Raw genomic sequence first — 23,250 nt, 5'->3', positions numbered from 1 at the left:
AGGGCGGCCTATCCTGGTCGGTGATGGCCAACCCTGAGTGAAACGATGCCGAGAATAATCAGGACGCTGACCGCCAGCGAGGTGGAAACGCTTGTTGGCTGGGCAGCGGAGGAGGGCTGGAATCCGGGCACCGGCGATGCCGCGGCGTTTCGGGCGGTCGATCCGCAAGGGTTCATCGGCGCCTTTGTTGGCGGCGAGATGGCGGCCGGCATTTCGGCCGTCGCATACGGCTCGGGCTTCAGCTTTATCGGCCTCTACATATGCCGGCCCGACCGGCGTGGCGAAGGTCACGGCAAGGCGGTCTGGGACGCCGGCATGGCGCGTCTGGGCAACCGCATCATCGGCCTCGACGGGGTGGCCGAGCAGCAGGCGAACTACCGGCGTATGGGCTTCGTGCCTGCCTATGAGACCGTCCGCCACAGCGGCCGCCCCGCCGGCTTGCCCGAGGGCGGCAAAACAAAACCTGTGGCGGCCGGCGACATGGTCGAGATTTTCGCCTACGATCGCAAGTGCTTTCCAGCACTGCGCGAAACCTTCCTTGGCGAGTGGCTGCGGCCGCCGCGGATTGCGCGGCTCTCAGCCGGATCGGACGGCATTACCGGCTACGGCGTGGCGCGCCGCTGCAGGCAGGGTTTCAAGGTCGGGCCGCTGTTCGCAGATCGGACGGACCTGGCCTTGGCAATGCTGGCGGACCTGTCGGACGCAACTGCCGGCGAGGAATTGCATATCGACGTGCCGGCCGGCCAGGTTCAATACACCGCCATGCTGCAGGCCGCCGGCATGGTTCCGGGCTTCACGACGACACGCATGTACAAGGGCGGCAAGCCCGGCAACGACCAGTCGACGGTTTTCGGCGTCACGACGCTCGAGCTGGGGTGATCGCGTGCTGAGATCATTGTTTTGCCTGGCTGGTCCATGCGACATGGCTCCATGACGTGGTTGCCTTTGCCGAGCTGCGTTTCGGAGATTATCGAATGGCTGGAAGGACGGTTCTGATCGCCGGCGGCGCCGGAGGAATGGGTCTGGCGACCGGACTGCGTTTCGCCGCCGACGGCGAGCGGATCGTGCTCGCGGATCTTCCCGGCTCCAAGCTCGACGGCGCCGTGGCCAAGATTGCCGCGGCCGGGGCGGACGCGATCGGCTTGCCGCTCGATATCCGCTCCGTCGCTGCCTGCCGCGACGTGGTGGGCAAGGCCAGGGAGTGGGGCGGTGCGATCGACATTCTCGTCAACGCCGCCGGGGTCTGGCTCGAGGGACCGGCACGCGAGGTCGAGGAAGATCAGTGGGACCTGGTGCTGGACATCAATCTCAAGGGAGCCTTCTTCCTGATCTCGGCAGCCATACCGCATCTGTCGGTGGCGCAGGGCGTGATCGTCAACATTGCGTCCGACGCCGGCATCGTCGGCAACAACGGGGCTTCCGTCTATTGCGCCTCGAAGGGCGGACTGGTGCTCTTGACCAAGGCTCTCGCGCTGGAACTCGCCCCGCAAGGCATCAGGGTCAACGCCGTCTGTCCTGGCGACACGGCAACGCCGATGATCGAATATCAGGCCAAGACCTATGGCGCGGACGACCCCGACGGCTACAAGCGCCGGCTCCTGGGGCACTATCCGCAAGGGGACAAAGCAAGGTTCATCCAGGTGGAGGAGATTGCTTCCTTCATCCACTATCTGTGCCAGCCGGGCGCGGCGCCGATCACCGGGGCCGCGCTTTCGATCGATTTCGGCGTCAGCGCCGGCTATTGAGCCGGTTCGGTTCGTCGCGGCCGTGATTGGCCGCGCCGGCATGTCGGCGCCTGCATCCTGGAGGGAAAATGGTCGTGTTCCGCAAGTCCCGCATGGCACTGGTGACCGGCGCGGGCGCCGCCGACGGCATTGGCGTGGCGGTAGCGCGTGCGTTGGCCGAGGCCGGTGTTTCGGTCACCATCACCGCTTCGTCCGCACGCGTCGAGCAACGAGCGGCGGAACTGCGGGGCGAGGGGCTCGATGTCCGCGCTTTCGCGGCCGACCTGACGCTCTCGGGCGACGTCGATCGTTTACGCTCCGAGACCGGCGAGATCGACGTCCTCGTCAACAATGCCGGGATGGGCACCATCGCCCAGCCGGCGCTGCAGCGGCGATTTCTTGACCTCAGCGAAAGCGACTGGGACCGCGGCATCGATGTCAGCCTGAAGACCGCCTTTTTGAGCACGCGCGGCTTTCTGGCCGGCATGGTGCAGCGCGGCCATGGACGCGTCGTCAACATGGCATCGGTGACGGGACCTTACGTATCCAATGAAGGCGAGGCCGCCTACTCCGCGGCCAAGGCCGGCATGATCGGGCTGACGCATGCGCTTGCCCTGGAGGTCGGCCGCAGCGGCGTCACGGTCAATGCCGTGGCGCCGGGATGGATCGCGACGGGCGCCTCGACGCCTGAGGAGCTTGTCGCTGCCCGCAACACACCGCTTGGCCGTGCCGGCAGCCCCGAGGAAGTCGCGGCGGCCGTGCTGTTCCTGGCATCCGACGGAGCCAGTTATGTCAACGGCGCCGTTCTCGTCGTGGACGGCGGCAACATCCTGCAGGAACGCAAGGCATGACCGCGAGAGCGAAAGTCAAAATACAGGGACGCTCTGGTACTCAGGTCATAACAGGATGAAATGCGAACCCAGGAACACGAGGAACTGGCCGGTAATCAGAGGGACCCGCAAAATAGGGCCGCTCTCTGCGCTGTCCTGAACGGGTTGTCCGCGCACGCAAGGGTGCGCCTTTAGCACATTCCTCCAGATCGTGGGAAAGTCCGATCCCTTGCTTCTTTCGGCGTTGCACGTGTCGACAAGTCTCGCGACGGCATTTTTCATCGAGCGGAATTCACCTTAAGCGCCTGATCGCAAGACATATGACCAATTGTGGCAGGACGAATTTGATCTCGATCAATGCGTCGAAAAGGGAGCCGCTCACAGCGGTACCAATAGAGCATGATGTTCGCCCGAAAAGCGCTTCACACTTTTCGGCATCACGCCCTAGCCGGACAAAAGCATCATGATCGATGCCCAGGCCATCAGTGCCGTCGCGATCCAGCCCAGCATGATGATCGGCCAACCGGACGTGAAAGACCCCATAACCGATCGGCTTGAAGCCAGCAATATGACCACTATCATGAGCGGCACCGCGACGACGCCGTTTATGACGGCGCTCCAGAACAGCGCCTTCATCGGGCTGATGGGCAGATATTGGATGGCCAGTGCCGCCAGGATGCTTACCGCGATGACGCCATAGAAGCCGCGCGCATCGCCCGCCTTGCGCTCAAGCCCTTCCTGCCATCCCATGGCCTCCGCCAGCGCGTAAGCCGCCGAGCCCGCCAGGACGGGCACGCCGATCAATCCTACTCCCAGTATGCCGGCGGCAAAAAGCACGAAGGCGAAATCGCCCGCCAGTGGCTGCAGGGCGCTGGCGGCCTGTGCCGCAGTCTCGATGTGGGTGATACCAGCGGCATTCAGTGTTGCCGCGGTTGCGAGGATGATGAAATAGGACGTCGCATCCGAATAGAACATGCCGCTCCAGGTGTCCCAGCGCAACCGGCGCAGTTCAGTCCCCGATCCGGTCGCGTCTTCGATAAGGGGAGGACCGCCCTTCATCTCTTCGACCTCTTCGGAGGCCTGCCAGAAGAAGAGATAGGGGCTGATCGTCGTGCCGAAGATCGCCACCGCCACGGTGGAAGTCTCGGCGTTCATCGGCAATCTGGGCCACACGGTGCGAAGCGCCACCTCGCCCCAGGGCACATCGATCATGAAGAGCACCGCGGCATAGGCAAGAAGCGACAGCGTCAGCCATTTGAGGAAACCGACATAGCGATGGTATGGGACGAACACCTGCAGGACCAGCGTCGCGAATGTGAAGATCAGAGTGGCGATGTGTCGGCTCATGCCGGTTACGAGCTCTGCGACCTCGCCCATGGCAGCTATGTCGGCAGCGATGTTGAGCGTGTTCGCCACAACGAGCAGCGCAACGACGAAGACGACGACGAACGGTGGGAAGTGCGCCTTTATGTTGGCGGCAAGTCCCTTTCCCGTAACGCGGCCGATTCGGCCGCACATCGACTGGACTGCCGCCATCAGCGGGAAGCAGAGCGGCATCGTCCAAAGCATGTTGAGACCGAACTGGGCGCCTGCCTGCGAATAAGTCGCAATCCCGCTCGGATCGTCGTCGGCTACTCCGGTGATCAAACCGGGTCCGACGCGCGCAAGCGGATGTTCCCTCAGGCGGCCGAGCAAATTCCATGGCTTGCCGTGCCTGGGTACTTCGCTGATGTTGTCGTCGACGATACGCATAGGCCGCCCGGAAAAAGAGTCCGCGCACTGGTAATCCCGGTCGGTGCGACGATCTTTGACCTCGCTCAAAGCATGGAGAACAATGCGCATAGGATCGCAAGCGGGCCGGCGCCGGCTGCCATGTTCCGAGGTAGGCTGAAGACGCCTGAGCCCACCATGGAGCCGATCACGAGCGCTGTTGGAGAACCCAGCCGCAGCTTGGTCGACGCCGAATGAGGCTTGGCAGCCTTGACGCCGGTCAAATCCGGATCGGCGCGAGGCCGACCGCAAATCGCGCCCGCTAGTGCGTTTCACCGTTTCACGGAAACGACGAACGCCCTACCTCTTTGTTTTTTACGCAATTCCGGACGGAAAACCGCTCACACTTTTCCTGGAATTGCCTCTAGAGGAACTGCATGGCGCAATAACCCGCACTCGCGGCGGTCAAGGTCATGCCGGCCAGTGGCAGCCAGAATTTCACCGGCCCTGCCGCTATCGCCAGGCACAGGCGCCCAATGGCGTTGGCCATCAGGGCCGTCAGCACGGCATGCCCGATGGTTTCAATGGAAATCGAGCGCTTAGCCAGCCGCAGGGCGCTGAGCACCGAGGCGTCGACGTCAAAGCTACCCGCGATCGCGGAACTCGCCAGCAGACCCTGTTCCTGAAACCGCGAGGCCAACGCGGCGCTTGCCGTCGAGGCGAATGCGAACAGCAGCGCAAAGATCATCAGCGGGACAATTTCGAACGGATTTCGTGACGGAGCAGTACTGTCCTGTATGTGGCCCGCAATTGCCAATGCGGATGCTCCGCAGGCCGCAAATGCGACTGCTGCAAAAAGCGCCGGTATAGCGATGAATGCCGCTACGTCCGGCGCCAGCAACAGGACGACGAGGCAGACACGCAAGATGGAGACCATCGCGGCCAGCGAGGCCGCGCCTGACAGGGACAAGGAAGTGTTCGACGCGCTGGCAATACGAGCCAGTGACAAGGTGACAGCGGTTGATGACACCACGGCGCCGGCAAGCGCGCTCACAATCAAACCGCGAGCGTTTCCGAGGACACGCACGGCGACATAACCGGCGAACGAGATCGAGGCCATCAGCACCGTCAGCAGCCAGATCTCCCGCGGATTGAAGCCGCCCCACGGATCATACGCCCGGTCGGGCAGTAGAGGCAGGACTATGGCGCTCATCACTGCCAGGACCAAGGCCGAGCGAAGCTCGATCCAGGTGAGGCGCTTCAACAGGCCATGCAGGACTTCTCGGCTGGCCAGCAGCGCCGCCAGCGCTGCGCCGCCCGCGGCCGCAACGCGAAAATCGCCCGCGACGCATAGAGCGCCAAGCGTAAACACAGCCAAGCCCGCAATGACGGTCGTAACGCTGAAATCCTCATCATGCGCGGCTTCGCGCGCCTTGTACCATGCAAAGATGCCGGCGAAGGCAAGAAAGCCGGCGATCAACACGGAAATCGCGTTGAGCGCTTCGGCCAGCGCCGCGATGATGCCGCCGAGAAGCCCGGCAATGCCGAATGTCCGGATGCCCGCCGTGCGGCTCCGATCGGGCGCATCGCGCTCTCGCCAGCCGCGCTCCAATCCAACGAGGAGGCCCATCGCCAACGCGATAGCGAGTCGGGTTATGAGCGAGCCCATGGCAGCCCCTCAAGTCGGCTGCATGTGCAGCCAACCGGTTCGACTGGCAGTTGGCTTGGCACAGCTTCCGCACCACTTCGCCGCGGAAAGATTAGCCCTCCGACGCCTCGCGGCCCGCAACCTCCACGATGACGATGCTGAAGAACACATGAGGAAGATGTTGCGTGTCTGATCATGCGATCGGCTTTCGCGGGGAACGTCGCTTCAACGCCCGGATGGCCACCTTCATCGTCGTTCCGGTGGCTCTGTTTCTATGTTCGCGTGCCGGGCACCTTCGCGCATTGGGTTGGATCAAGTTTTTGCGCCCTGGATCTAGCCGCCCGCGTTGCTCACCAGCAGCGGAATAATCCGGTCGCTCTTGGCGACGGCGGGACGGCCGGAGCCGGCATAGGGAATGCCCAGCGCATCCCAGGTCTCGACCAGCGCATCCTGCAATTGGGCGATCAGCGCGTCCGAATGGAATGGCGTCGGCGTGATGCGCAGCCGCTCGGTGCCGCGCGGCACCGTCGGATAATTGATCGGTTGGATGTATATGCCGTGCACGCCAAGCAGCCGGTCGCTGGCCATCTTGCAAAGCTCGGGATCGCCGACCAGCACCGGCACGATATGCGTGGCCGATTCCATCACCGGCAACCCGGCGGCGGCAAGCACCTGCTTGGTTCTGGCCGCCTGGCGCTGCTGCGCGTCGCGCTCGGCCTGCGAGCGCTTGAGATGCCGGATCGAGGTGGTGGCGGCGGCCGCGATCGCCGGCGGCAGCGCGGTGGTGAAGATGAAGCCCGGCGCATAGGAGCGCACCGCGTCGATGACGGCGCTGGTGCCGGCGATGTAGCCGCCAAGCGTGCCGAAGGCCTTGGCCAGCGTGCCCTCGATGATATCGATGCGGTCGGCCAGGCCTTCGCGCTCAGTGATGCCGCCGCCGCGCGGTCCGTACATGCCCACCGCATGGACCTCATCGATATAGGTCATGGCGTTGTAGCGTTCGGCGAGCTCGACGATCTCTCTGATCGGCGCGATGTCGCCGTCCATCGAATAGACGCTTTCGAAGACGATCAGCTTGGCGCGCTCGCGCCCCGCCGCCTGCAAGAGGCTCTCTAGATGCGCGACGTCGTTGTGGCGGAAGATCTTCTTTTCCGCGCCCGAGCGCCGCACGCCTTCGATCATCGAGGCATGGTTGAGCTCGTCCGAGATGATCAGGCAGTTGGGCAGAAGCCTGGCGATGGTCGAGATCGAGGCCTCGTTGGAGACGAAGCCGGAGGTGAAGACCAGCGCTGCCTCCTTGTCATGCAGATCGGCGAGCTCCTGCTCGAGCTCGACCAGCGGGTTGGAGGTGCCGGAAATGTTGCGGGTGCCGCCGGCGCCCGAGCCCATCTTGCCGGCCGCGTTCTGCAAGGCGGCAATCACGTCCTCGTTCTGGCCCATGCCGAGATAGTCGTTGGAGCACCATACGGTGATTTCCTGGGCGCGGCCGTTGGAACGCCAGATGGCGCGCGGGAACTTGCCCACAATGCGCTCCAGGTCGGCGAAAACGCGATAGCGACGCTCGGCGTGGAGCTGGTCGATCGCATCTTCGAAGAACCGCTGATAGTTCATGTGGAGCTCCTGTGCGGGAAGTGACGCCGCGGACCCGACGCGCTCGACCCGCTGGGACGCCAACCTACGAAGCAGGGGAAGGCGCCGCTTTGAGCTATGTCAAATTGGCAGGCGCGCGGATGCCTCACGGTAGGCAGGTTCCCCGACATAATCCGTCCAAAACTGATCCAAATCAAAGCGTGCGACCCCATTTCAACCCACGCTGGCTGGATGTGGAATCCAATAGCAAGCGCTCCGTTTGGCCGCAGTCTCGAACTAGCCGTTCTGGACGAGGAAGGCTTGCACGCCGTAATATTTCCCTGCGAAAAGGATCGGGAGGGGTGGCGGAATGCCGTTACCGGCATTCGCGTCGATATCCGGCCGACCCACTGGCGCGACTGGGATTTGCCAAAAGACAGTACCGTTTCGGTTGGAAACATGTCTTAGAGCGGCAATTCCGGACGGAACCGCACCGAACTTTTCTTAATGTTTGGGCTCAGCGATCAAGGCCATTCGTACCAGATGCGAGAGGCTGCCGGCGCCCATCTTGCTCATGACATTGGCACGATGGATTTCGACCGTGCGCGGGCTGATGCCAAGATCATAGGCAATCGTCTTGTTCGGCAAGCCGGAGACGAGCCCGTCGAGCACCTGGCGCTCGCGCTCTGAAAGAGTGGCAAGGTTCTTCCGGATCTCCGTTGATTGCGGATGTGTCGCAATGGGCTGGCTGCGATTGTCCAAGGCGGAACGAATCGCATCAATGAGCACTTGGTCGTCGAACGGCTTTTCGATGAAGTCGGCGGCGCCCTCCTTCATCGCCTGGACGGCCAGCGCGACGTCGGCGTGCCCGGTCATCACGATCACCGGCACGCCAAGGCCACGGGTCTTCAGTTGCCGCAGAAACTCGATGCCGTCGATGCCAGGCATGCGCACGTCGGTAACGATGCAGCCCTCGAGCTCCTTCGGCTCTGTCGCCAGGAATGCGGTTGCCGATTCGTAGAGGCGCACGGCAAAGTCGGCTGTCGCAAGCAGGAAACCCAGCGACTTGCGAACGTCGACATCATCGTCGACGACATGAACGATATCACTGGCCACCAGCGACCTCTTCCTTTTCTACCGCGCGCAAAGTGAAGCGGAAGGCCGTTCCGCCATCAGGCATCGACTCCGCCCAAATATGACCACCATGCGACTCGACGATAGTGCGACAAATAGACAGTCCCACGCCCATTCCGTGCTTCTTCGTGGTAATGAAGGGCTGGAAGAGTTGGGCCGAGACCTCTGGCGCCAGCCCAGGCCCGGTGTCGATCACGCCGACTTCTGCCATCCTGTCATTTCGAGAGGTCGTAGAGACGCGCAACTCCCGGCGCGGCATGCCCTGCATAGCCTCCACGGCGTTTCTCATGAGATTGAGCAGCACCTGCTCGATCTGAATTCGATCGCTCAGAACCAGCTCGGCCGCCGGGTCGAGATCATATGTGACGCGTACGTCGGCCTCCCTCGCGCCGACCAGAGCGAGCGATGAGGCATCCTCGATAAGCGATGGCAGGTGTTCGACCTGGCGCTCGCTTTCACCCCTGGCAACGAAGTCCCTGAGACGACGAATGACGTCGCCAGCACGCAAGGCCTGTTCCGCGGCCTTTTCGACAGCCTCCCGCAACATAGCCGCGTTCTCGTCACTGCTTTTCTCGAGCAGGCGCCGGCTGCCCTTGAGGTAGTTCGTGATGGCCGTCAACGGCTGGTTTATCTCATGCGCCAATGTCGAGGCCATTTCGCCGAGCGCGGTGAAACGTGCCATGTGCAGCAATTCCTGTTGCTGCTCCTGCATTCTGGCTTCGGTTTTGTGGCGTTCCGTCAGGTCGCGACAGAAGCCGGTGAAGAAGCGGCCTGTTCCCGGATGCATTTCGCCGACAGCGAGCTCCATCGGAAAGATCGACCCGTCCTTGCGCATCCCGGTTACCGTGCGCCCTATCCCGATGATGCGCCGCTCACCGGTCGTCAGGTAACGCTGCATGTATGCATCATGCTCTTCCCTGTACGGTGAGGGCATCAGCAATTTGACGTTTTGACCGATGACCTCGCTGGCCTTGTAGCCGAACAATGTCTCCGCGGCGGTGCTGAAGGATTGGATATCGGCGCTCTCGTCGATGACGACCATGGCATCGGGCACCGTCGCCAGGATCGAACGCAGGTGATCCTCTCGCATCTGCAGCGCGGCGTTGGCGAAGGACAACTCGCTGACGTCCGTGCCTTGAACGAATATCGCCGTGATCCGGCCGTCCTTAGCCCTGATTGGCTGATAGACGAAGTCGAGGATGCGTTCTTCCGCAACGCCCGTTTCGACGTTCCGATAGACGACCTTGACGCTTCGGCCCACATAAGGTTCGCCGGTCTCATAGACGCGGTCCAGCAATTCGAAGAAGCCTTGGCCTTCGAGATCGGGAAAGGCTTCACGCATCGGTCTGCCAAGGATGTTTCGCTGGCCGACCATTCGCTCATAGGCGGCATTCGCCAGCTCGAACACGTGCCCGGGCTCGCTGAGCAAGGTCATGAAGCCCGGCGCCTGCTCGAACATCGATGCAAGCAGCGCACGTTCCGGCAATTCACCACCTCGCGACATGGCGGCAGGCGAAGCGGCCGCTTCGGCGATGGTTTCCGCGGAAGCTGGGTTCTTCTGGGTCACATCCATTCTGCATCTGAAGGAACACTGGCGATCGATGGTTTAGCACTCGCATAGGCATTCGCAAATATGGAGCTACCGGAGTTTGATCGGCATCAAGGTCATGCGCCTCGCCGAATGGCACTCATCAATCGATCATCATCTCCTGAAGGTGCCGCATGTCCTACAAATCGATTGTCGTCAACTTGGCCGTCGATGCGGATCCAGCGCCAATCGTGAAGCTTGCGGCAGAAATGGCGCATCGCTTTGATGCTCACCTTGTCGGTTTCGCTGCCGCGGACGTTCCGCCCTTGGTGGCCACGGGTGAAGGCCTGGTCTATGAAGGCGAGGTCATGCAGGTAAAACGGCAGGAGATCGAGAAGCGTCTTGCCGAGCTGCGCGATAGCTTTGAGAAGCTCGTCTCGCAGTCCATCAGCAGTGAGTGGAGACAGCATATTTGCGGTCCGACTCGCGCTTTGGGGCTGGCAGCCCGTTCAGCCGATCTCATCGTGACCGCCAATGGCAGCGATGATGTGTTCCGAGCCCTCGATGTAGGAGGCCTGGTGCTTGGGGCCGGTCGCCCGGTGCTGGTTGCGGCGGGCAATGCCGAACACCTGCTTGGGAAAACCATGCTGGTTGCCTGGAAGGACAGCCGGGAAGCACGACGAGCCTTGTCCGATGCCTTGCCGCTCCTTGCCAAGGCCAAAGAAGTTGTAGTCGCCACAATGGAAGCCGTCCCGGGGACGGATGTTCGAGACAGCCTCGCCGACGTCGCGGTGTTTCTAGAGGAGCATGGCATCATGGCGCGAACCGAAGTGATCCCCGGTGCCGCGAATGGCGAGGGGCTGATGGCGTTTGCTCGCTCGGTCAACGCTGATCTGATCGTCTGCGGCGCCTACGGTCACAGCCGGCTCAGGGAATGGGCCTTTGGCGGCATCACACGCTCGCTGATTGGCGAGAGCGGTATCAGCCGCCTGTTTTCGAATTGACTTTGCGATCGTGGCGACCGGAGCGGCAGATGGCACAGACCAACCATGGCGAGCGAGTCGCGATCGGCCAGCCGCTCTCCTGGTCAGGTCGAGCGCCCATACGGGTCGCTCGATACAGTTAAGCTAGGGCAGACGGGCTCTCTCGTTGATCGAGATCAATGTCGCACGCCGCCTGACGTGGCAATGGTTTGCGGTCTGAGGAGTGTGACCATATGAGCTTTCTCGAATATCTGCTCGGGGCTGACGCTAGAACCGCCTTGATGGAACGCATGATGCAGAAGATGGGTGTCGAGAGGCAGCTGAAAGTTGTGGCTGATCACGCAGCCGTCACCAATCGTGCCGTTGATCGGTGCCGGTCTTGCGGCCATCAGGACGAATGCGCCGCCTGGCTCGACGAAACCGCTCATGCCGATCATCCGCCGGCCTATTGCCGCAATAGCGATTTGATCGCTCGATTGCAGTCCATCCGTTGATCGAACCTTGACTCTGGAAGCTCTGGGCGCGCCGTTCCCCTGTTGCGGTGCAGCCCACGGTCGGGACGATCGGGCGATAAACGCCGACGCTCGTCAGGAGACGAGCACGACCGACAACGGTCCGGCGTAGAAGAGCTTGTCGGTGACTGTCTTGACCCCGGCCACGTTCTCCGCGGCAACGACAGCGGCCTTTCGCTGGCGCTCGTCGAAGATGGCGCCATTCAGCTCGACCTCTCCTTTCTTGACGGTGACGCCGATAAGGTCGCCGCCGATGCTCCAGGATTGGCCCCGCAACGCGGCAAGAATGTTCCTGCGGATGACCTCGTCGCTGACGGTCGCAGCGCCTGATTTGGGCAGAGTGCGAAGGAGAGTACGCATCAGATCGGAGCGGCTGACGATGCCTACGATCTCGCCCGCATCAAGGATAGGTACGTTCCTGACGTCGTGGGTCGCCATAAGGTCTACGACCTCGGCGAGCGAGGCGCCAGGCACTGCCGAAACGACGCCGGTGGTCATAACCTCGTCGACCCGCCGGCCGCTCGAACGGACATACTCGTCAGCGAGCTTGCCAGGACCGACAAGAACCTCCAGCCAGCGAGGCCGCGCAGGTCTGGTGCCAAGCTCGCCCCGGCGCAGGAAATCGCCTTCGCTGATGATGCCGGCCAGCGATCCATCTTCTCCCGCGACCGGCAGACAGCGGATGTTCCTGGTCAGCATCAGATCTGCCGCTTTGGCAACCGAGGCAGAGGCGGTGATTGTGACCACCGGCGTCGTCATGATGTCCCGAGCCTGCATCGAAATCTCCCGCTTTTCGTCAGCCTCTTTCTCGGCCGCCAGGAACAACGCCGCCTTGATCTACGTCAGTTTGTTTTGCCGGCCTCCGCCATCTCGCTGATCAGGCTCGATCAATATCCGCTCTGCTGCTCCATCGAGGTCCTCATACTGGCCGCTGCGCAAGGCCCACAGGAAGCCAGACAAACCGAGCGCTCCCAGGAACAGGGCTACGGGAATGAGATAGACGAGTGTGGTCATGGATGGGCCGCGTCGATGACATCGGTGCGGCGCCGGGCCGGCGCAGCTTCAGGTGCCGCTTTCGCGGTTGCCTGAAGCCGCATCGCATTTGCAATCACAATCAGTGAAGAGGCGCTCATTGCGATCGCCGCGATGAGCGGCGTCACGTGGCCCAGAACGGCGATCGGAACGGCAAAAGCGTTGTACACGATCGCGATGGCGATGTTCTGGCGAATGAGCCGGCCGGCCTTGCGCGAGACATCCATCGCCAGAGGGACCGCAAGCAGGCTTTCGCGCAGGAAGACGAAATCCGCGGCCTGGCGGCCAATGTCGGCCGCGGTTGCCGGAGCCATCGAAACATGCGCCGCCCGCAAGGCCGGTGTGTCGTTGAGGCCGTCGCCCACCATCAGCACCTTGTGTCCGGCGCGGGTCAGCGCCTCGATCCACTCGACCTTTCCCGAGGGCAGCAGCGCCGGCGCGAAACTGTCGACACCCAGTGATTTGGCAACCTCGCCACAGGCCTTCGCGGTATCTCCGGACAGCATATCGACCGACACTCCGGCGTCCTTCAACTGCCGGATCGCTGCGCTGGCGTCTTGTCGCAGCGCGTCCTCGAAAGCAAAACACGCAATGATGTTTCCGTTCTTTGAGAGCACCGTGCCGCCATGGCCGCCGGGTTTGCCTTCCCCGCCGGTGCGAGCCTTCCAGCCCGCCCATCCGCGCCTTCCTAGCCGCCACGTATTCCCTTCCGTTATGGCTTCAATGCCGAAGCCCGGATGCTCGCTGACGGTTTCGACAACGGGCCGGCCGGAATACCCTGCATAACTGGCGATTGCCCTCGAGAACGGATGGCGGGAATGAGCCCCCATGTCCGCCGCAATTGCAAGCATGATCGGATCGATCGATGACACATTCACCAGTTTTGGGCGCCCGAGCGTCAGTGTCCCGGTCTTGTCGAAGACAGCCGTGTCGATCGTGGCGAGACGCTCCATGGCCGAACCGTCCTTGACCATGACGCCGGCCTCGAACAGACGTCGGGCCGCAACGACCTGGACGATCGGCACCGCGAGGCCGAGCGCGCAGGGGCAGGTGATGATGAGCACGGCGATGGCGATAGTCATGGCGCGGTGCCAGTTGCCGGATGCGGCCATCCAGCCGAGGAATGTCACGAAGGCCGCCAGATGGACCACAGGCGCGTAGAGCGCCGACACGCGATCGGCGATGCGTCGATAGCGTGAGCGGCCACCTTCGGCGGCCTCCATCAGTCGAACCATTTCCGCCAGGAAGGAATCCTTCGCGGCGGCGGTTGCCTCCATCGTCAGCGGACCCGTCAGGTTGAGCGTGCCCGCCTGCACATGGGCGCCGGCGCCGACGGCCTTTGGCGCACTCTCTCCGGAGACGATCGAGCAATCCAGGTCGGAGCTTCCGTTGAGTATGTCGCCGTCGACCGGTATGCGTTCTCCGGCCGCGATGAGCAGGCGCATTCCCGGCATCAGTTCGGCGACCGGCACGTATTCGCGCGTGCCATCGTCCGTCAGGACAAGCGAGCCCCGCGACGCGAGCCTTGACAGACCATCGACGGCGGTCCGCGCGCGCTCGCGCATCACATGATCCAGCGTGCGGCCGATCAGCAGGAAGAAGAGCAGCGATACCGAGGCGTCGAAATAGGCGTGCTCGCCGTGGTTGATGGTCTCGTAGAGGCTCATCGCGTAAGCCAGCGACACACCCACCGCGATCGGCACATCCATGTTCATGCGGCCATGGCGCAGCGCGTTCGCGGCTGAGCGGAAGTAGATGCCGCCGGCGAAGGCGAGGGCCGGGATGGCGATCAACGCGGACAGCCAGTGAAACAGATCGCGCGTCGCGCCCTCGGCGCCGGACCAGACCGATACCGACAGCAGCATGATGTTGCCTGCTGCGAAACCTGCCACGGCGACAGCGCGGATCAGCTCCGAGAGCGTTCTGTCCTTCTCCTGAATTTCCGTGTCGAACAGGTGCGCCTGATACCCGAGACGGCCGAGCACCGCGAAGAATGGCGGGACGCTGTCGCCATGCCAGCGTATCGACACTCGTTTCGTCGACAGGTTGACACGCGCGGACTCGATGTTCTCGACCCTGCCGAGCGCGGCCTCGATCGATTGTATGCAGGCTCCGCAATGAACAGTCGGCACCGACAGGTCGGTCTGGTGCATGTCGCCGCCCAGAGAGCGGCTGGCCAGCTTGATCTCCTCGCTCGACGGCGGTGCGGATGCCGCGGCGGCGACCTCCAATGCCATCTCAGCCCCTGGCGCGCAGCAACTCATTGCAGAGCCCCATCCGAGATCGTGACACGGCGAACATCGCGAAACGGCGACGCAAGCCCTGCGTCTGCATCGATCTCCACGATCCAGACGCCGTTTCTAGGCGTGTGCCGAATGGCAAAGGCATCCGTGTCCCCCGGCGTGCCGCCGGGCACCGCTGCGAGTGTCAGGGCTTCGTCCTCGGCCTCGTAGGCCGGGTGCCGGAACAGCATCTTGACGCCGCGCAGCGGCACCGGTTTGCCTTTGCTGTCGACAAGGCTGTAGCGGACCTCGCGTGAGTCGACGCTCAGCTTGCCTGTCCAGCCAAGCGCCGCCTGCGCCCTTCCCTTCCTTGCCTCTTCGTTGAACTGCTGGCTGGCGACATAGGTGTTCTCGACGACGAGCCCGGTCCAGCTTTTCCGGGCGAGCGTCGCCATGGTGACGTTGACCCCGATCACCACCGCGAAGAACGCAAGAATGGAGATCAACATATGCTTGGCTGTGAACTCGCGCGGCTTCCGCGTTTCGACGCTCATCTGCTGATCTCCGGGGCATTGAAAGTGGCCGTGTATTCGGCGGTTTCGGAACTTGCCTTATCGGCGATGCGGAATTCGAAACTCTGGGCCGGCTTCCTGATCTGATCGGCCGGTTGCCTGACAAAGATTTTGAGTGTCTTCAGCCGGTCGGGTTCGACGGCAACGGAGAATGAGCGGCTAGGGGCCTGGTCGACACCGACAATGCTCATCTCGCCGCCGTCGAGACCCTGCAGCATGACCTCGATCGTCCTCGGCGCGGGTATCATATTGAGCAGCTTGACCGTGTAGCCGTTGCGGATCGAGCCGTCCGAGAGCGTCACGAACTGAGGATTGCGGTCATGCAGGACATTGAGCTCCAGCCGTTCGCGCGTCAGCAGCGAATAGACGAGCACCAGACCGATCGCCGACCATGCGCCGAGATAGATGTAGGTGCGCAACCGGAAGATCTTGCCTAGATGGAAATGCGCCAGGCCGTCGACGAAAGCGCCGCTCGTTGTTCTTACCAGCGATGGATTGACTGGACTCGTGCCACCCGCGGTCGCCACCGCCATGTTGGCATTGTAGTCCGCCAGTGTCGCATAGGAGATCAGTCCGCGCTCGCGACCGAGCTTGTCCATGACGCCATCGCAAGCATCGATGCAGAGCGCACAGGTGATGCATTCGAGCTGCTGCCCGTCGCGGATGTCGATTCCCATCGGGCAGACGGCAACGCAGGCGTTGCAGTCTACGCAATCGCCGGCCGGCAAACCGGCGGCGAGAACCTTTTTTGCATGGCGCGAACGCGGTTCGCCGCGCCAGTCGTTATACGTGACGGTCAGCGAATTCTCGTCAAGCATGGCGGCCTGAATTCGCGGCCATGGGCACATGTAGGTGCAGACCTGCTCGCGCATCAGTCCGCCGAAGACATAGGTGGTGCCGGTCAGGACGGCGATGGTGACATAGGCCACGGGCGCGGCCGTCCCGTTGGCGACTTCGCCGAGCAGCTTCGGCGCGTCGGCGAAGTAGAAGATCCAGGCGCCGCCGGTAGCAACCGCGATGATGAGCCAGATCGCGTGCTTGGATGCGCGCAGGACAAGTTTGCGAGCGCTCCAGGGTGCGGCTTCCAGTTTGATGCGGGCGTTGCGGTCGCCTTCAATCGCGCGTTCCACGACAAGGAACAGGTCCACCCAGACGGTCTGTGGGCAGGCATAGCCGCACCAGGCTCTCCCGACCGTCGATGTGATCAGGAAAAGACCCACCCCCGCCATCATGAGAAGGCCGGCGACGTAGTAGAATTCCTGCGGCCATATCTCGATGAAGAAGAAATAAAACCGGCGATTGGCCAGGTCGATGAGGACGGCCTGATCGGGCGCAAACGGGCCGCGATCCCAGCGCAGCCATGGCGTCAGGTAATAGATGCCGAGCGTGATCGCCATCACCAGCCATTTGAACTGGCGGAAACGGCCGGAGGCCCGCTTCGGAAAGATCTTCTTGCGCGCGGCGTAAAGCGGCGGTCGCGTCTTTGCAGAGTTGACCGCTTCGGCATCGAGCCGTTCCACCTGCGTCTGATCCAGCACGACGATCTCCAATCGCGGCGGATGACGCCGCCTGTCTTCAGCAGTGTTGCAATCGCTCGCGCGCGGCGCGTTGATGCAGGTCAAATTAAGTCATCAGAAGCAAGTCGAGGCCCGGCATGGCCGGGCCTCGTCGCTTGAGCGGCTGAGGGCCGAGAATAGGCCCCGCTCCTATTCTCCGCCGCCAAGCGAATGGACATAGACAGCCAGTTCCTTGACCGACGTCTCGCCGAGCCGGCCGACCCAGGCGGGCATCACGCCGTTCTTCGGCGTGCGCACCTGAGAAGCAATCGCGGCTTCGCCGGAACCGTGGAGCCAGATCGCATCCGTCAGATCGGGTGCTCCGAGGTCCCTGTTGCCCTTTGCGTTGTCGCCGTGGCAGGCCGCGCAATTGTCCGCGAAAACCTTGGCGCCGGGCTCGATCAGGGTTTTGTCCCGCAGCGGTCCCGAAAGGCTGGCGACAAAGGCGCTGACCTCGGCGATCTGTTCCGGCTTGAGCACATCGGCAAAGGCAGGCATCTCGGACTGGCGGGTATCGGCATCAGCCGCGAACCGGATTCCGTGGGTGATCGTCTGCTGGATCTGCTCCGCCTTGCCACCCCAAAGCCAATCGTCGTCGTTGAGGTTCGGAAAGTCTGTCGATCCTTGGGCGCCGGAGCCGTGGCACTGCACACAATTGACCTTGAATGCGGCACCGCCCGCCGCGGCCGCAAATTCGCGCAATGCGTCATCGGCGGCGATCTCCGAAACAGTCTTGGATTGTATTGCCGCCACATATTTGGCCTTGGTGGCTTCCGCGGCCGCCATCTCGTTCTTGATATCGTTGCGGCTGGAAAAGCCCAGGACGCCTTTGGTGGCGGAACTCAGCATCGGCCAAGCGGGATAGGCAATCGTGTAGGCGACCGCCCAGGCGATGGTGATGTAGAAGGTTATCACCCACCAGCGCGGCAGGGGATTGTTGAGCTCCTTGATCCCGTCCCACTCATGGCCGGTGGTCGTGACGCCGGAGATTTCGTCGACATGCTCGTTGCTCATGATCAGTCGTCCTGGAGAGGAATCTGCGCGGCGTGATCGGCATGCGACTTGCCGCCCGGGCGAAACGCAAAAGCAATGCAGCCGACAAAGAACAGGGCCATTGCGAGCAGCCCCCAGCTGTCGGCAAACTCCCGCATCAAATTGTAGTCCATCGGTTGTTTCTCCTCAGCGGTAGCCGGCTGCTTCGTCGTAGTTCTTGAAATCGACCAAGGTGCCGAGCATCTGGAGATAGGCCACCAGGGCATCCATCTCGGTGACCTGCTGGGGGTTGCCGTCGAAGTCGCCGACCTTGGCCTTCGGGTACCTCTTCTCCAGGCCTGACGTGTCCGCATTGGGATCGGCCTGCGCCGCCAGATCCGCATTGGCATTGGCGATCATGTCGTCGGAGTAGGGGACACCGACGCGCCTGTTGGCGACGAGATGCGTCGAGAAGTTCTTCACCTCGATCGGGGTGTCCTTCAGGAACGCGTAGCTCGGCATGACCGACTCGGGCACGACGGAACGCGGATCGCTAAGGTGCTGGACATGCCAGCTGTTGGAGTAGCGGTCGCCGACGCGAGCGAGATCGGGTCCGGTCCGCTTGGATCCCCACTGGAACGGGTGATCGTACATCGACTCCGCCGCCAGGCTGTAGTGGCCGTAGCGTTCCACCTCGTCCCGGAACGGCCTGATCATCTGGCTATGGCAGAGATAGCAGCCCTCGCGCACATAGATGTTGCGACCGGCCAGCTCCAGCGGCGAGTAAGGCCGCATGCCGTCGACCTTTTCGATCGTGTTGTCGAGATAGAAGAGCGGCGCGATCTCGACGATGCCGCCGACTGTCACGACCAGCAGGGATCCGACGAGAAGCAGTGTTGCGTTCTTCTCGATCAGAGCGTGTCTGTCCATCAGGCCCATGTCTGGCTCCTCATTCGGCAGGCTGGAGGGCGGGCGCGGCGCCCGGCAGAGGTTGTTCCTCGCGCTGGTAGCCGCGGATGGTCATGGTGATGTTCCAGGCCATGATCAGAGCGCCGGCGAGATACATGGCGCCGCCGGTGGCGCGCATGACGTAGTAGGGGTGCATGGCAGCAACGGTCTCGGCGAAGGAATAGACGAGGAACCCTTGTTCGTCGTACTCGCGCCACATCAGGCCCTGCATGATGCCGGACACCCACATGACGGCCGCGTAAACGACGATTCCCAGCGTCGCCAGCCAGAAGTGCCAGGTGACAAGCCGCGTCGAGTAGAGCCGCGGTCGGTTCCATAGCTTCGGCACCATGTAGTAGATGGCGCCGAACGAGATCAGGCCGACCCAGCCGAGCGCGCCTGAATGGACGTGGCCGATTGTCCAGTCCGTATAGTGGGACAGCGAGTTGACGGTCTTGATCGACATCATCGGCCCTTCGAAAGTCGACATGCCGTAGAACGCGATGGCCGCAACCATCATGCGGACGATCGGATCCGTGCGGATCTTGTCCCAGGCCCCGGAGAGGGTCATGAGGCCATTGATCATGCCGCCCCAGGAGGGCATCCACAGCATGATCGAGAACACCATGCCCAGCGTCTGAGCCCAATCGGGCAGGGCGGTGTAGTGGAGGTGGTGCGGACCCGCCCAGATGTAGAGGAAGATCAGCGCCCAAAAGTGGATGATCGACAGGCGGTAGGAATAGACCGGCCGGTTCACCTGCTTGGGCACGAAGTAATACATCATGCCAAGGAAGCCCGCGGTGAGGAAGAAGCCGACCGCATTGTGCCCGTACCACCATTGGGTGAGCGCATCCTGGACACCTGAGAAGGCCGAATAGCTCTTCGATCCCAGGAACGAAGCCGGCATCGACAGATTGTTGACGACGTGCAGCATCGCGATGGTGACGATGAAGGACAGGTAGAACCAGTTGGCGACGTAGATGTGCGGTTCCTTGCGCTTCAAAATGGTGCCAAGGAAAAGGATCAGATACGCGACCCAGACGATCGTCAGCCAGATGTCGACATACCATTCCGGCTCGGCGTATTCGCGGCTCTCGGTGATGCCGAGCAGGTATCCGGTCGCGGCCATGACGATGAAAAGCTGATATCCCCAGAAAACGAACCAGGCCAGATTGCCGCCGAACAGCCGCGCTCGACAGGTGCGTTGGACGACGTAAAGCGAGGTGCAAATCAGCGCGTTGCCACCAAAGGCAAAGACGACGCCGGAGGTGTGCAGCGGACGCAGACGGCCGAAATTGAACCAGGGTGGGATGTTAAGATCGGGGAAAGCGAGCTGAAGCGCGATAACGACGCCGACCAGCATGCCGACGACACCCCAGAACATCGTCGCGATGGCGCCGTAGCGGACCGGTCCATCCATGTAAGCTTCCGGGTCGACCGGCAACGCTGGCTTGAAGTCCGAGTTGCGCAGCAGGATCGCGGTGAAGCCAGCGACGGCGAAGAACAAAACCCACATATGCTGGCGGAAAGGTTCATCCACGCCGAAGCCGGCGGCTACAACGGCGCCAAACGCAAACAGGCTTAGAAGGACCATCTCCGTGCCATATTTCATCGCAAGTTCCCGATCTCGTCTCGAAGGGTTCGGCGGAATTCCCGCTCGCGGCACCATTTCGGGATTTTCCGTTGCCGGGCCTTGATTCAAGTCAAACGTGAAGGGCTTTTGTTTGGGGAGGGTTGCAGCGACCGCTGGAGCACGGCCTCGGCAGTGGCTGCCTTGATCGAAATCAAGGTCTTGCCGGCGTCGTTCGGGCAGTTTGGCCGTCATGACCGCTCCCGCCGCTCCTGTCCATTCCCCGAGCCCAACTCACACTATGGCCCTTGGCGACAACGTGCCGCGTTACACGAGCTATCCCACGGCACCCCACTTTCATCCCGGTGTTGACGCAGTGACGGTTCGCGGGTGGATGAATGCGCTGGAGGGCGATGACGAGATATCGCTCTATGTGCACATCCCCTATTGCGACCGTCTGTGCTGGTTCTGTGCCTGCCATACCAAGCAGACGCGTCACTATGCGCCCGTCGCCACCTTCCTGCGTTCGCTTCACAAGGAGATCGAAACGGTCGGCCGCCTTGTGAGCGGCAGGGGCAGGGTCCGAGCTGTTCACCTTGGTGGCGGTTCCCCGACAATGCTCAAGCCCGAAGACATCCTCATGCTTGGAAACGCATTGCGGGATCGGTTCGACTTCCTCGACGATGCCAGCCTCAGCGTCGAGATCGACCCAAACGATATGGACGAGGGGCGACTCGACGCCTTCGCGGCCATCAGCATGACGCGAGCGAGCCTTGGTGTCCAGGACTTCGATCCCAGGGTGCAGAAGGCGATCAATCGCGAGCAGAGTTTCGCGCTGACCAAAGGCATTGTCGATGCGGTGCGTGCGCGGGGCGTTCTTTCCGTCAACCTGGATCTGCTCTACGGGCTGCCGCACCAGACCTGCGAGAGCGTAGCGACGACGGTCACCCAGGCGCTGACCCTGGCGCCGGACAGGCTTGCCCTATTCGGCTACGCGCATGTGCCGTGGTTCAAGAAGCACCAGACGATGATCGATGAAGCCTGGCTGCCCGACTCCACCGCGCGCCTGGCGCAGTCGCAGCTTGCCGCGCGGCTGATTGTCGATGCCGGCTATGAGGCATTGGGATTGGACCATTTCGCCAGGCCGCAGGACATGCTGGCGGTTGCCGCGCGCGCGGGCAAGATCCGCCGCAATTTCCAGGGCTATACCGAAGACCAGTGCGAAACCCTGATCGGCCTCGGTCCCTCCTCGATCAGCCGGTTCCGCCAGGGTCATGCGCAAAATATCGTTGCCACCGGCGAGTACGAAAAGGTCGTGAATTCCGGACGGCTGGCAATAGCGCGGGGGATCGAGTTCAGCCTCGATGATCTGGCGCGAGGCTGGGTCATCGAGCGCCTGATGTGCAGCTTCGCCTTCTCGGCGATGGAACTTATCGAACGCTTTGGAGCGGTCGGCCAAACATTGCTCTGCGAAGCGAGCCGGTTGGCTATCAGCGGCGGCGGTCAACACCTTCGGCTCGATGGCGAAAACTTCGTCGTGCCGGAGGAAAGCCGTCCGTTCGTCAGGTCGGTGGCGGCCAAGTTCGACAAATATCTCGACAATGGAACCGGCAGGCACTCGTTAGCGGTTTGAGGCCGGAACTGCGCATCAGAAGTGCTCGCCGACCTTGAAGGGACCGACGCGCGTGCCGGCCGCTATCAGATAGGCAGTCGACCAGCCGATCAGCAGAAAGCCGTTGTGCCTTCCAGCGCCGCCAGGATGCGCCAGCCATGGGCAGGCACCACATCTCCGTAGCCAACCGTCGAAAAGGTGATGGTCGAAAAGTAGAGCGCCGTCTCGAAATCGCTCAGGATTCCGAGCAGTCGGTACAGACCGGCCCAAAGCCAGACTTCCGCCGTCATGACCGCGAAAAGTCCCATCACCACGCTGATCATGGCGATGATCCGGCTCCGCCGACCATGCATGCGCAAGAGCGGAACAAGATGCGCCATCATGCGCGTGATCGCGATAAGACCGAAAGTGTGGATCAGCACCGTCAGGCTGATGACGATCGTGCCGATGCAGAGGTTAAGGATCATCCGGGGAAACTACGCACCCCGGCAGCTGCAGTCCTTGCGCAAAATCAAGCCGAGCCCGCAGCATTTGACAGGGCAGCGGTGGAGCCGGGCCGAAAGAACATGGCGAGCTTCAGGCTCGCCGCTATCCGCTCCGCCCGCTCGACAAACACCGACGCGATATCGGGCGCAAACAGCTCTGCCGCCGTTTCGCGAAAGAGAGCCAGCCAGATATCGAAATCGGCTTCGGTGACGTCCTTGAGCTTCAGGTGAGCGGGCACCGGCCGCCCGTTATAGTCGCCGCTCTTCAAGATGACGGAGCACCAGAAGTCCGTCATCTTCTCCAGATGAGGCTCCCAATCGCCGACAATCTCGCCGGCGAAGATAGGCCCGAGCCGCCCATCCTTTCTCACCCTGGAATAGAATTCGCGAACCAGTTTTCCGATCGATGCCCGATCGACGCCGGGGCGAAGCAGAGGCTGTTCGGCGGCAGGGCGAACCCTGTCAAGCAAGAGGAACTTCGAAGTCATACAGGTTCCTTGTTTCTCGAGAACTCAGGTCAATCCCAGGCGATGAGTGGCGACCCGCAGCGGCGGCGGTCACGGACATGGGAGGTCTAAATGTCAGTCGGCCCGCCGACCAGACAATCGCGCCGCTGCCGTCGCGGATGTCGTTCGACATGTAG

General features: G+C 62.3%; 22 protein-coding genes. 6 read left to right on the top strand and 16 right to left on the bottom strand.

Going from position 1 to position 23,250, the window contains the following annotated elements; genetic code table 11:
* Positions 1-45 precede the first annotated feature (45 nt).
* The 3 genes from LB535_RS02095 (at position 46) to LB535_RS02085 (ending at position 2,575) form a co-directional block, all read left to right on the top strand.
* Entirely contained in the window at positions 46-879 is an 834-nt protein-coding gene (locus tag LB535_RS02095; protein ID WP_224630987.1) for a GNAT family N-acetyltransferase, read from the top strand.
* A gap of 95 nt (positions 880-974) precedes the next feature.
* Positions 975-1,745: an SDR family NAD(P)-dependent oxidoreductase gene (locus LB535_RS02090; RefSeq protein WP_224630986.1), complete on the top strand. Its 771-nt coding sequence runs from the start codon at positions 975-977 to the stop codon at positions 1,743-1,745.
* Positions 1,746-1,819: 74 nt separating this feature from the next.
* Positions 1,820-2,575 carry an SDR family NAD(P)-dependent oxidoreductase gene (locus LB535_RS02085; protein ID WP_224630985.1) on the top strand — a complete coding sequence of 252 codons (756 nt, stop codon included), beginning with the start codon at positions 1,820-1,822 and terminating at the stop codon, positions 2,573-2,575.
* A gap of 423 nt (positions 2,576-2,998) precedes the next feature.
* On the opposite strand, the gene LB535_RS02080 is transcribed toward LB535_RS02085, so the two are convergent.
* The 5 genes from LB535_RS02080 to LB535_RS02055 form a co-directional block, all read right to left on the bottom strand.
* Complete coding sequence (locus LB535_RS02080; RefSeq protein ID WP_224630984.1) at positions 2,999-4,306, bottom strand: NRAMP family divalent metal transporter; 1,308 nt, start codon at positions 4,304-4,306, stop codon at positions 2,999-3,001.
* Between the two features lie 382 nt (positions 4,307-4,688).
* Positions 4,689-5,933: an MgtC/SapB family protein gene (locus LB535_RS02075; RefSeq protein WP_224630983.1), complete on the bottom strand. Its 1,245-nt coding sequence runs from the start codon at positions 5,931-5,933 to the stop codon at positions 4,689-4,691.
* Between the two features lie 312 nt (positions 5,934-6,245).
* Positions 6,246-7,523, bottom strand: coding sequence for a 5-aminolevulinate synthase (gene hemA, locus LB535_RS02070; protein WP_224630982.1), 1,278 nt, complete (start codon positions 7,521-7,523; stop codon positions 6,246-6,248).
* A 462-nt stretch (positions 7,524-7,985) separates the two neighbouring features.
* Positions 7,986-8,600 (bottom strand): response regulator FixJ, encoded by a 615-nt coding sequence (gene fixJ / locus LB535_RS02060; RefSeq protein WP_224631185.1) that lies wholly within the window; start codon positions 8,598-8,600, stop codon positions 7,986-7,988.
* Positions 8,587-10,119, bottom strand: a complete 1,533-nt coding sequence (locus LB535_RS02055; protein ID WP_224631184.1) for a PAS domain-containing sensor histidine kinase — start codon at positions 10,117-10,119, stop codon at positions 8,587-8,589. The genes fixJ and LB535_RS02055 overlap by 14 nt, the downstream gene beginning before the upstream one ends.
* A 218-nt stretch (positions 10,120-10,337) precedes the next feature.
* On the opposite strand from LB535_RS02055, the gene LB535_RS02050 reads away from it, so the two are divergent.
* Both LB535_RS02050 and LB535_RS02045 read left to right on the top strand, forming a co-directional pair.
* Positions 10,338-11,147 carry a universal stress protein gene (locus LB535_RS02050; RefSeq protein WP_224630981.1) on the top strand — a complete coding sequence of 270 codons (810 nt, stop codon included), beginning with the start codon at positions 10,338-10,340 and terminating at the stop codon, positions 11,145-11,147.
* Between the two features lie 212 nt (positions 11,148-11,359).
* The gene (locus tag LB535_RS02045) at positions 11,360-11,620 is read left to right on the top strand and encodes a DUF6455 family protein (RefSeq protein ID WP_224630980.1); all 261 of its coding nucleotides are present in this window, start codon (positions 11,360-11,362) and stop codon (positions 11,618-11,620) included.
* 93 nt (positions 11,621-11,713) lie between these two features.
* Here the strand turns inward: LB535_RS02045 and LB535_RS02040 are convergent, their stop codons facing one another.
* The 9 genes from LB535_RS02040 to ccoN all read right to left on the bottom strand — a co-directional run bounded on the left by LB535_RS02040 (position 11,714) and on the right by ccoN (position 20,552).
* The gene (locus tag LB535_RS02040; protein WP_224630979.1) at positions 11,714-12,415 is read right to left on the bottom strand and encodes a CBS domain-containing protein; all 702 of its coding nucleotides are present in this window, start codon (positions 12,413-12,415) and stop codon (positions 11,714-11,716) included.
* Positions 12,416-12,475: 60 nt separating this feature from the next.
* Entirely contained in the window at positions 12,476-12,652 is a 177-nt protein-coding gene (ccoS, locus tag LB535_RS02035; RefSeq protein ID WP_224630978.1) for a cbb3-type cytochrome oxidase assembly protein CcoS, read from the bottom strand.
* A complete protein-coding gene (locus LB535_RS02030) occupies positions 12,649-14,934 on the bottom strand; it encodes a cation-translocating P-type ATPase (RefSeq protein WP_224630977.1) in 2,286 nt (761 codons plus the stop codon). Before LB535_RS02030 ends, ccoS begins: the two co-directional genes overlap by 4 nt.
* Positions 14,931-15,446, bottom strand: coding sequence for a FixH family protein (locus tag LB535_RS02025; protein ID WP_224630976.1), 516 nt, complete (start codon positions 15,444-15,446; stop codon positions 14,931-14,933). Before LB535_RS02025 ends, LB535_RS02030 begins: the two co-directional genes overlap by 4 nt.
* Complete coding sequence (gene ccoG / locus LB535_RS02020; RefSeq protein WP_224630975.1) at positions 15,443-17,002, bottom strand: cytochrome c oxidase accessory protein CcoG; 1,560 nt, start codon at positions 17,000-17,002, stop codon at positions 15,443-15,445. The genes LB535_RS02025 and ccoG overlap by 4 nt, the downstream gene beginning before the upstream one ends.
* A 168-nt stretch (positions 17,003-17,170) precedes the next feature.
* On the bottom strand, positions 17,171-18,034 hold the full coding sequence (gene ccoP / locus LB535_RS02015) for a cytochrome-c oxidase, cbb3-type subunit III (RefSeq protein WP_224630974.1): 864 nt from the start codon (positions 18,032-18,034) through the stop codon (positions 17,171-17,173).
* A gap of 2 nt (positions 18,035-18,036) precedes the next feature.
* Positions 18,037-18,186, bottom strand: a complete 150-nt coding sequence (locus LB535_RS02010) for a cbb3-type cytochrome c oxidase subunit 3 (protein ID WP_140541799.1) — start codon at positions 18,184-18,186, stop codon at positions 18,037-18,039.
* 13 nt (positions 18,187-18,199) lie between these two features.
* Positions 18,200-18,931 carry a cytochrome-c oxidase, cbb3-type subunit II gene (gene ccoO / locus LB535_RS02005; protein ID WP_224630973.1) on the bottom strand — a complete coding sequence of 244 codons (732 nt, stop codon included), beginning with the start codon at positions 18,929-18,931 and terminating at the stop codon, positions 18,200-18,202.
* Between the two features lie 10 nt (positions 18,932-18,941).
* Positions 18,942-20,552: a cytochrome-c oxidase, cbb3-type subunit I gene (gene ccoN, locus LB535_RS02000; protein WP_224630972.1), complete on the bottom strand. Its 1,611-nt coding sequence runs from the start codon at positions 20,550-20,552 to the stop codon at positions 18,942-18,944.
* 259 nt (positions 20,553-20,811) lie between these two features.
* On the opposite strand from ccoN, the gene hemN reads away from it, so the two are divergent.
* Positions 20,812-22,143, top strand: coding sequence for an oxygen-independent coproporphyrinogen III oxidase (gene hemN / locus LB535_RS01995; protein ID WP_224630971.1), 1,332 nt, complete (start codon positions 20,812-20,814; stop codon positions 22,141-22,143).
* Between the two features lie 89 nt (positions 22,144-22,232).
* On the opposite strand, the gene LB535_RS01990 is transcribed toward hemN, so the two are convergent.
* Entirely contained in the window at positions 22,233-22,589 is a 357-nt protein-coding gene (locus LB535_RS01990; protein WP_224630970.1) for an ion channel, read from the bottom strand.
* A gap of 44 nt (positions 22,590-22,633) precedes the next feature.
* A complete protein-coding gene (locus tag LB535_RS01985) occupies positions 22,634-23,095 on the bottom strand; it encodes a group III truncated hemoglobin (RefSeq protein WP_224630969.1) in 462 nt (153 codons plus the stop codon).
* Between the last annotated feature and the right edge of the window lie 155 nt (positions 23,096-23,250).

Source organism: Mesorhizobium sp. CA10 (assembly GCF_020165285.1).
In the GTDB taxonomy this organism is placed as follows: Bacteria; Pseudomonadota; Alphaproteobacteria; order Rhizobiales; family Rhizobiaceae; genus Mesorhizobium.
This window is presented reverse-complemented; position numbering and strand designations above follow the sequence as displayed.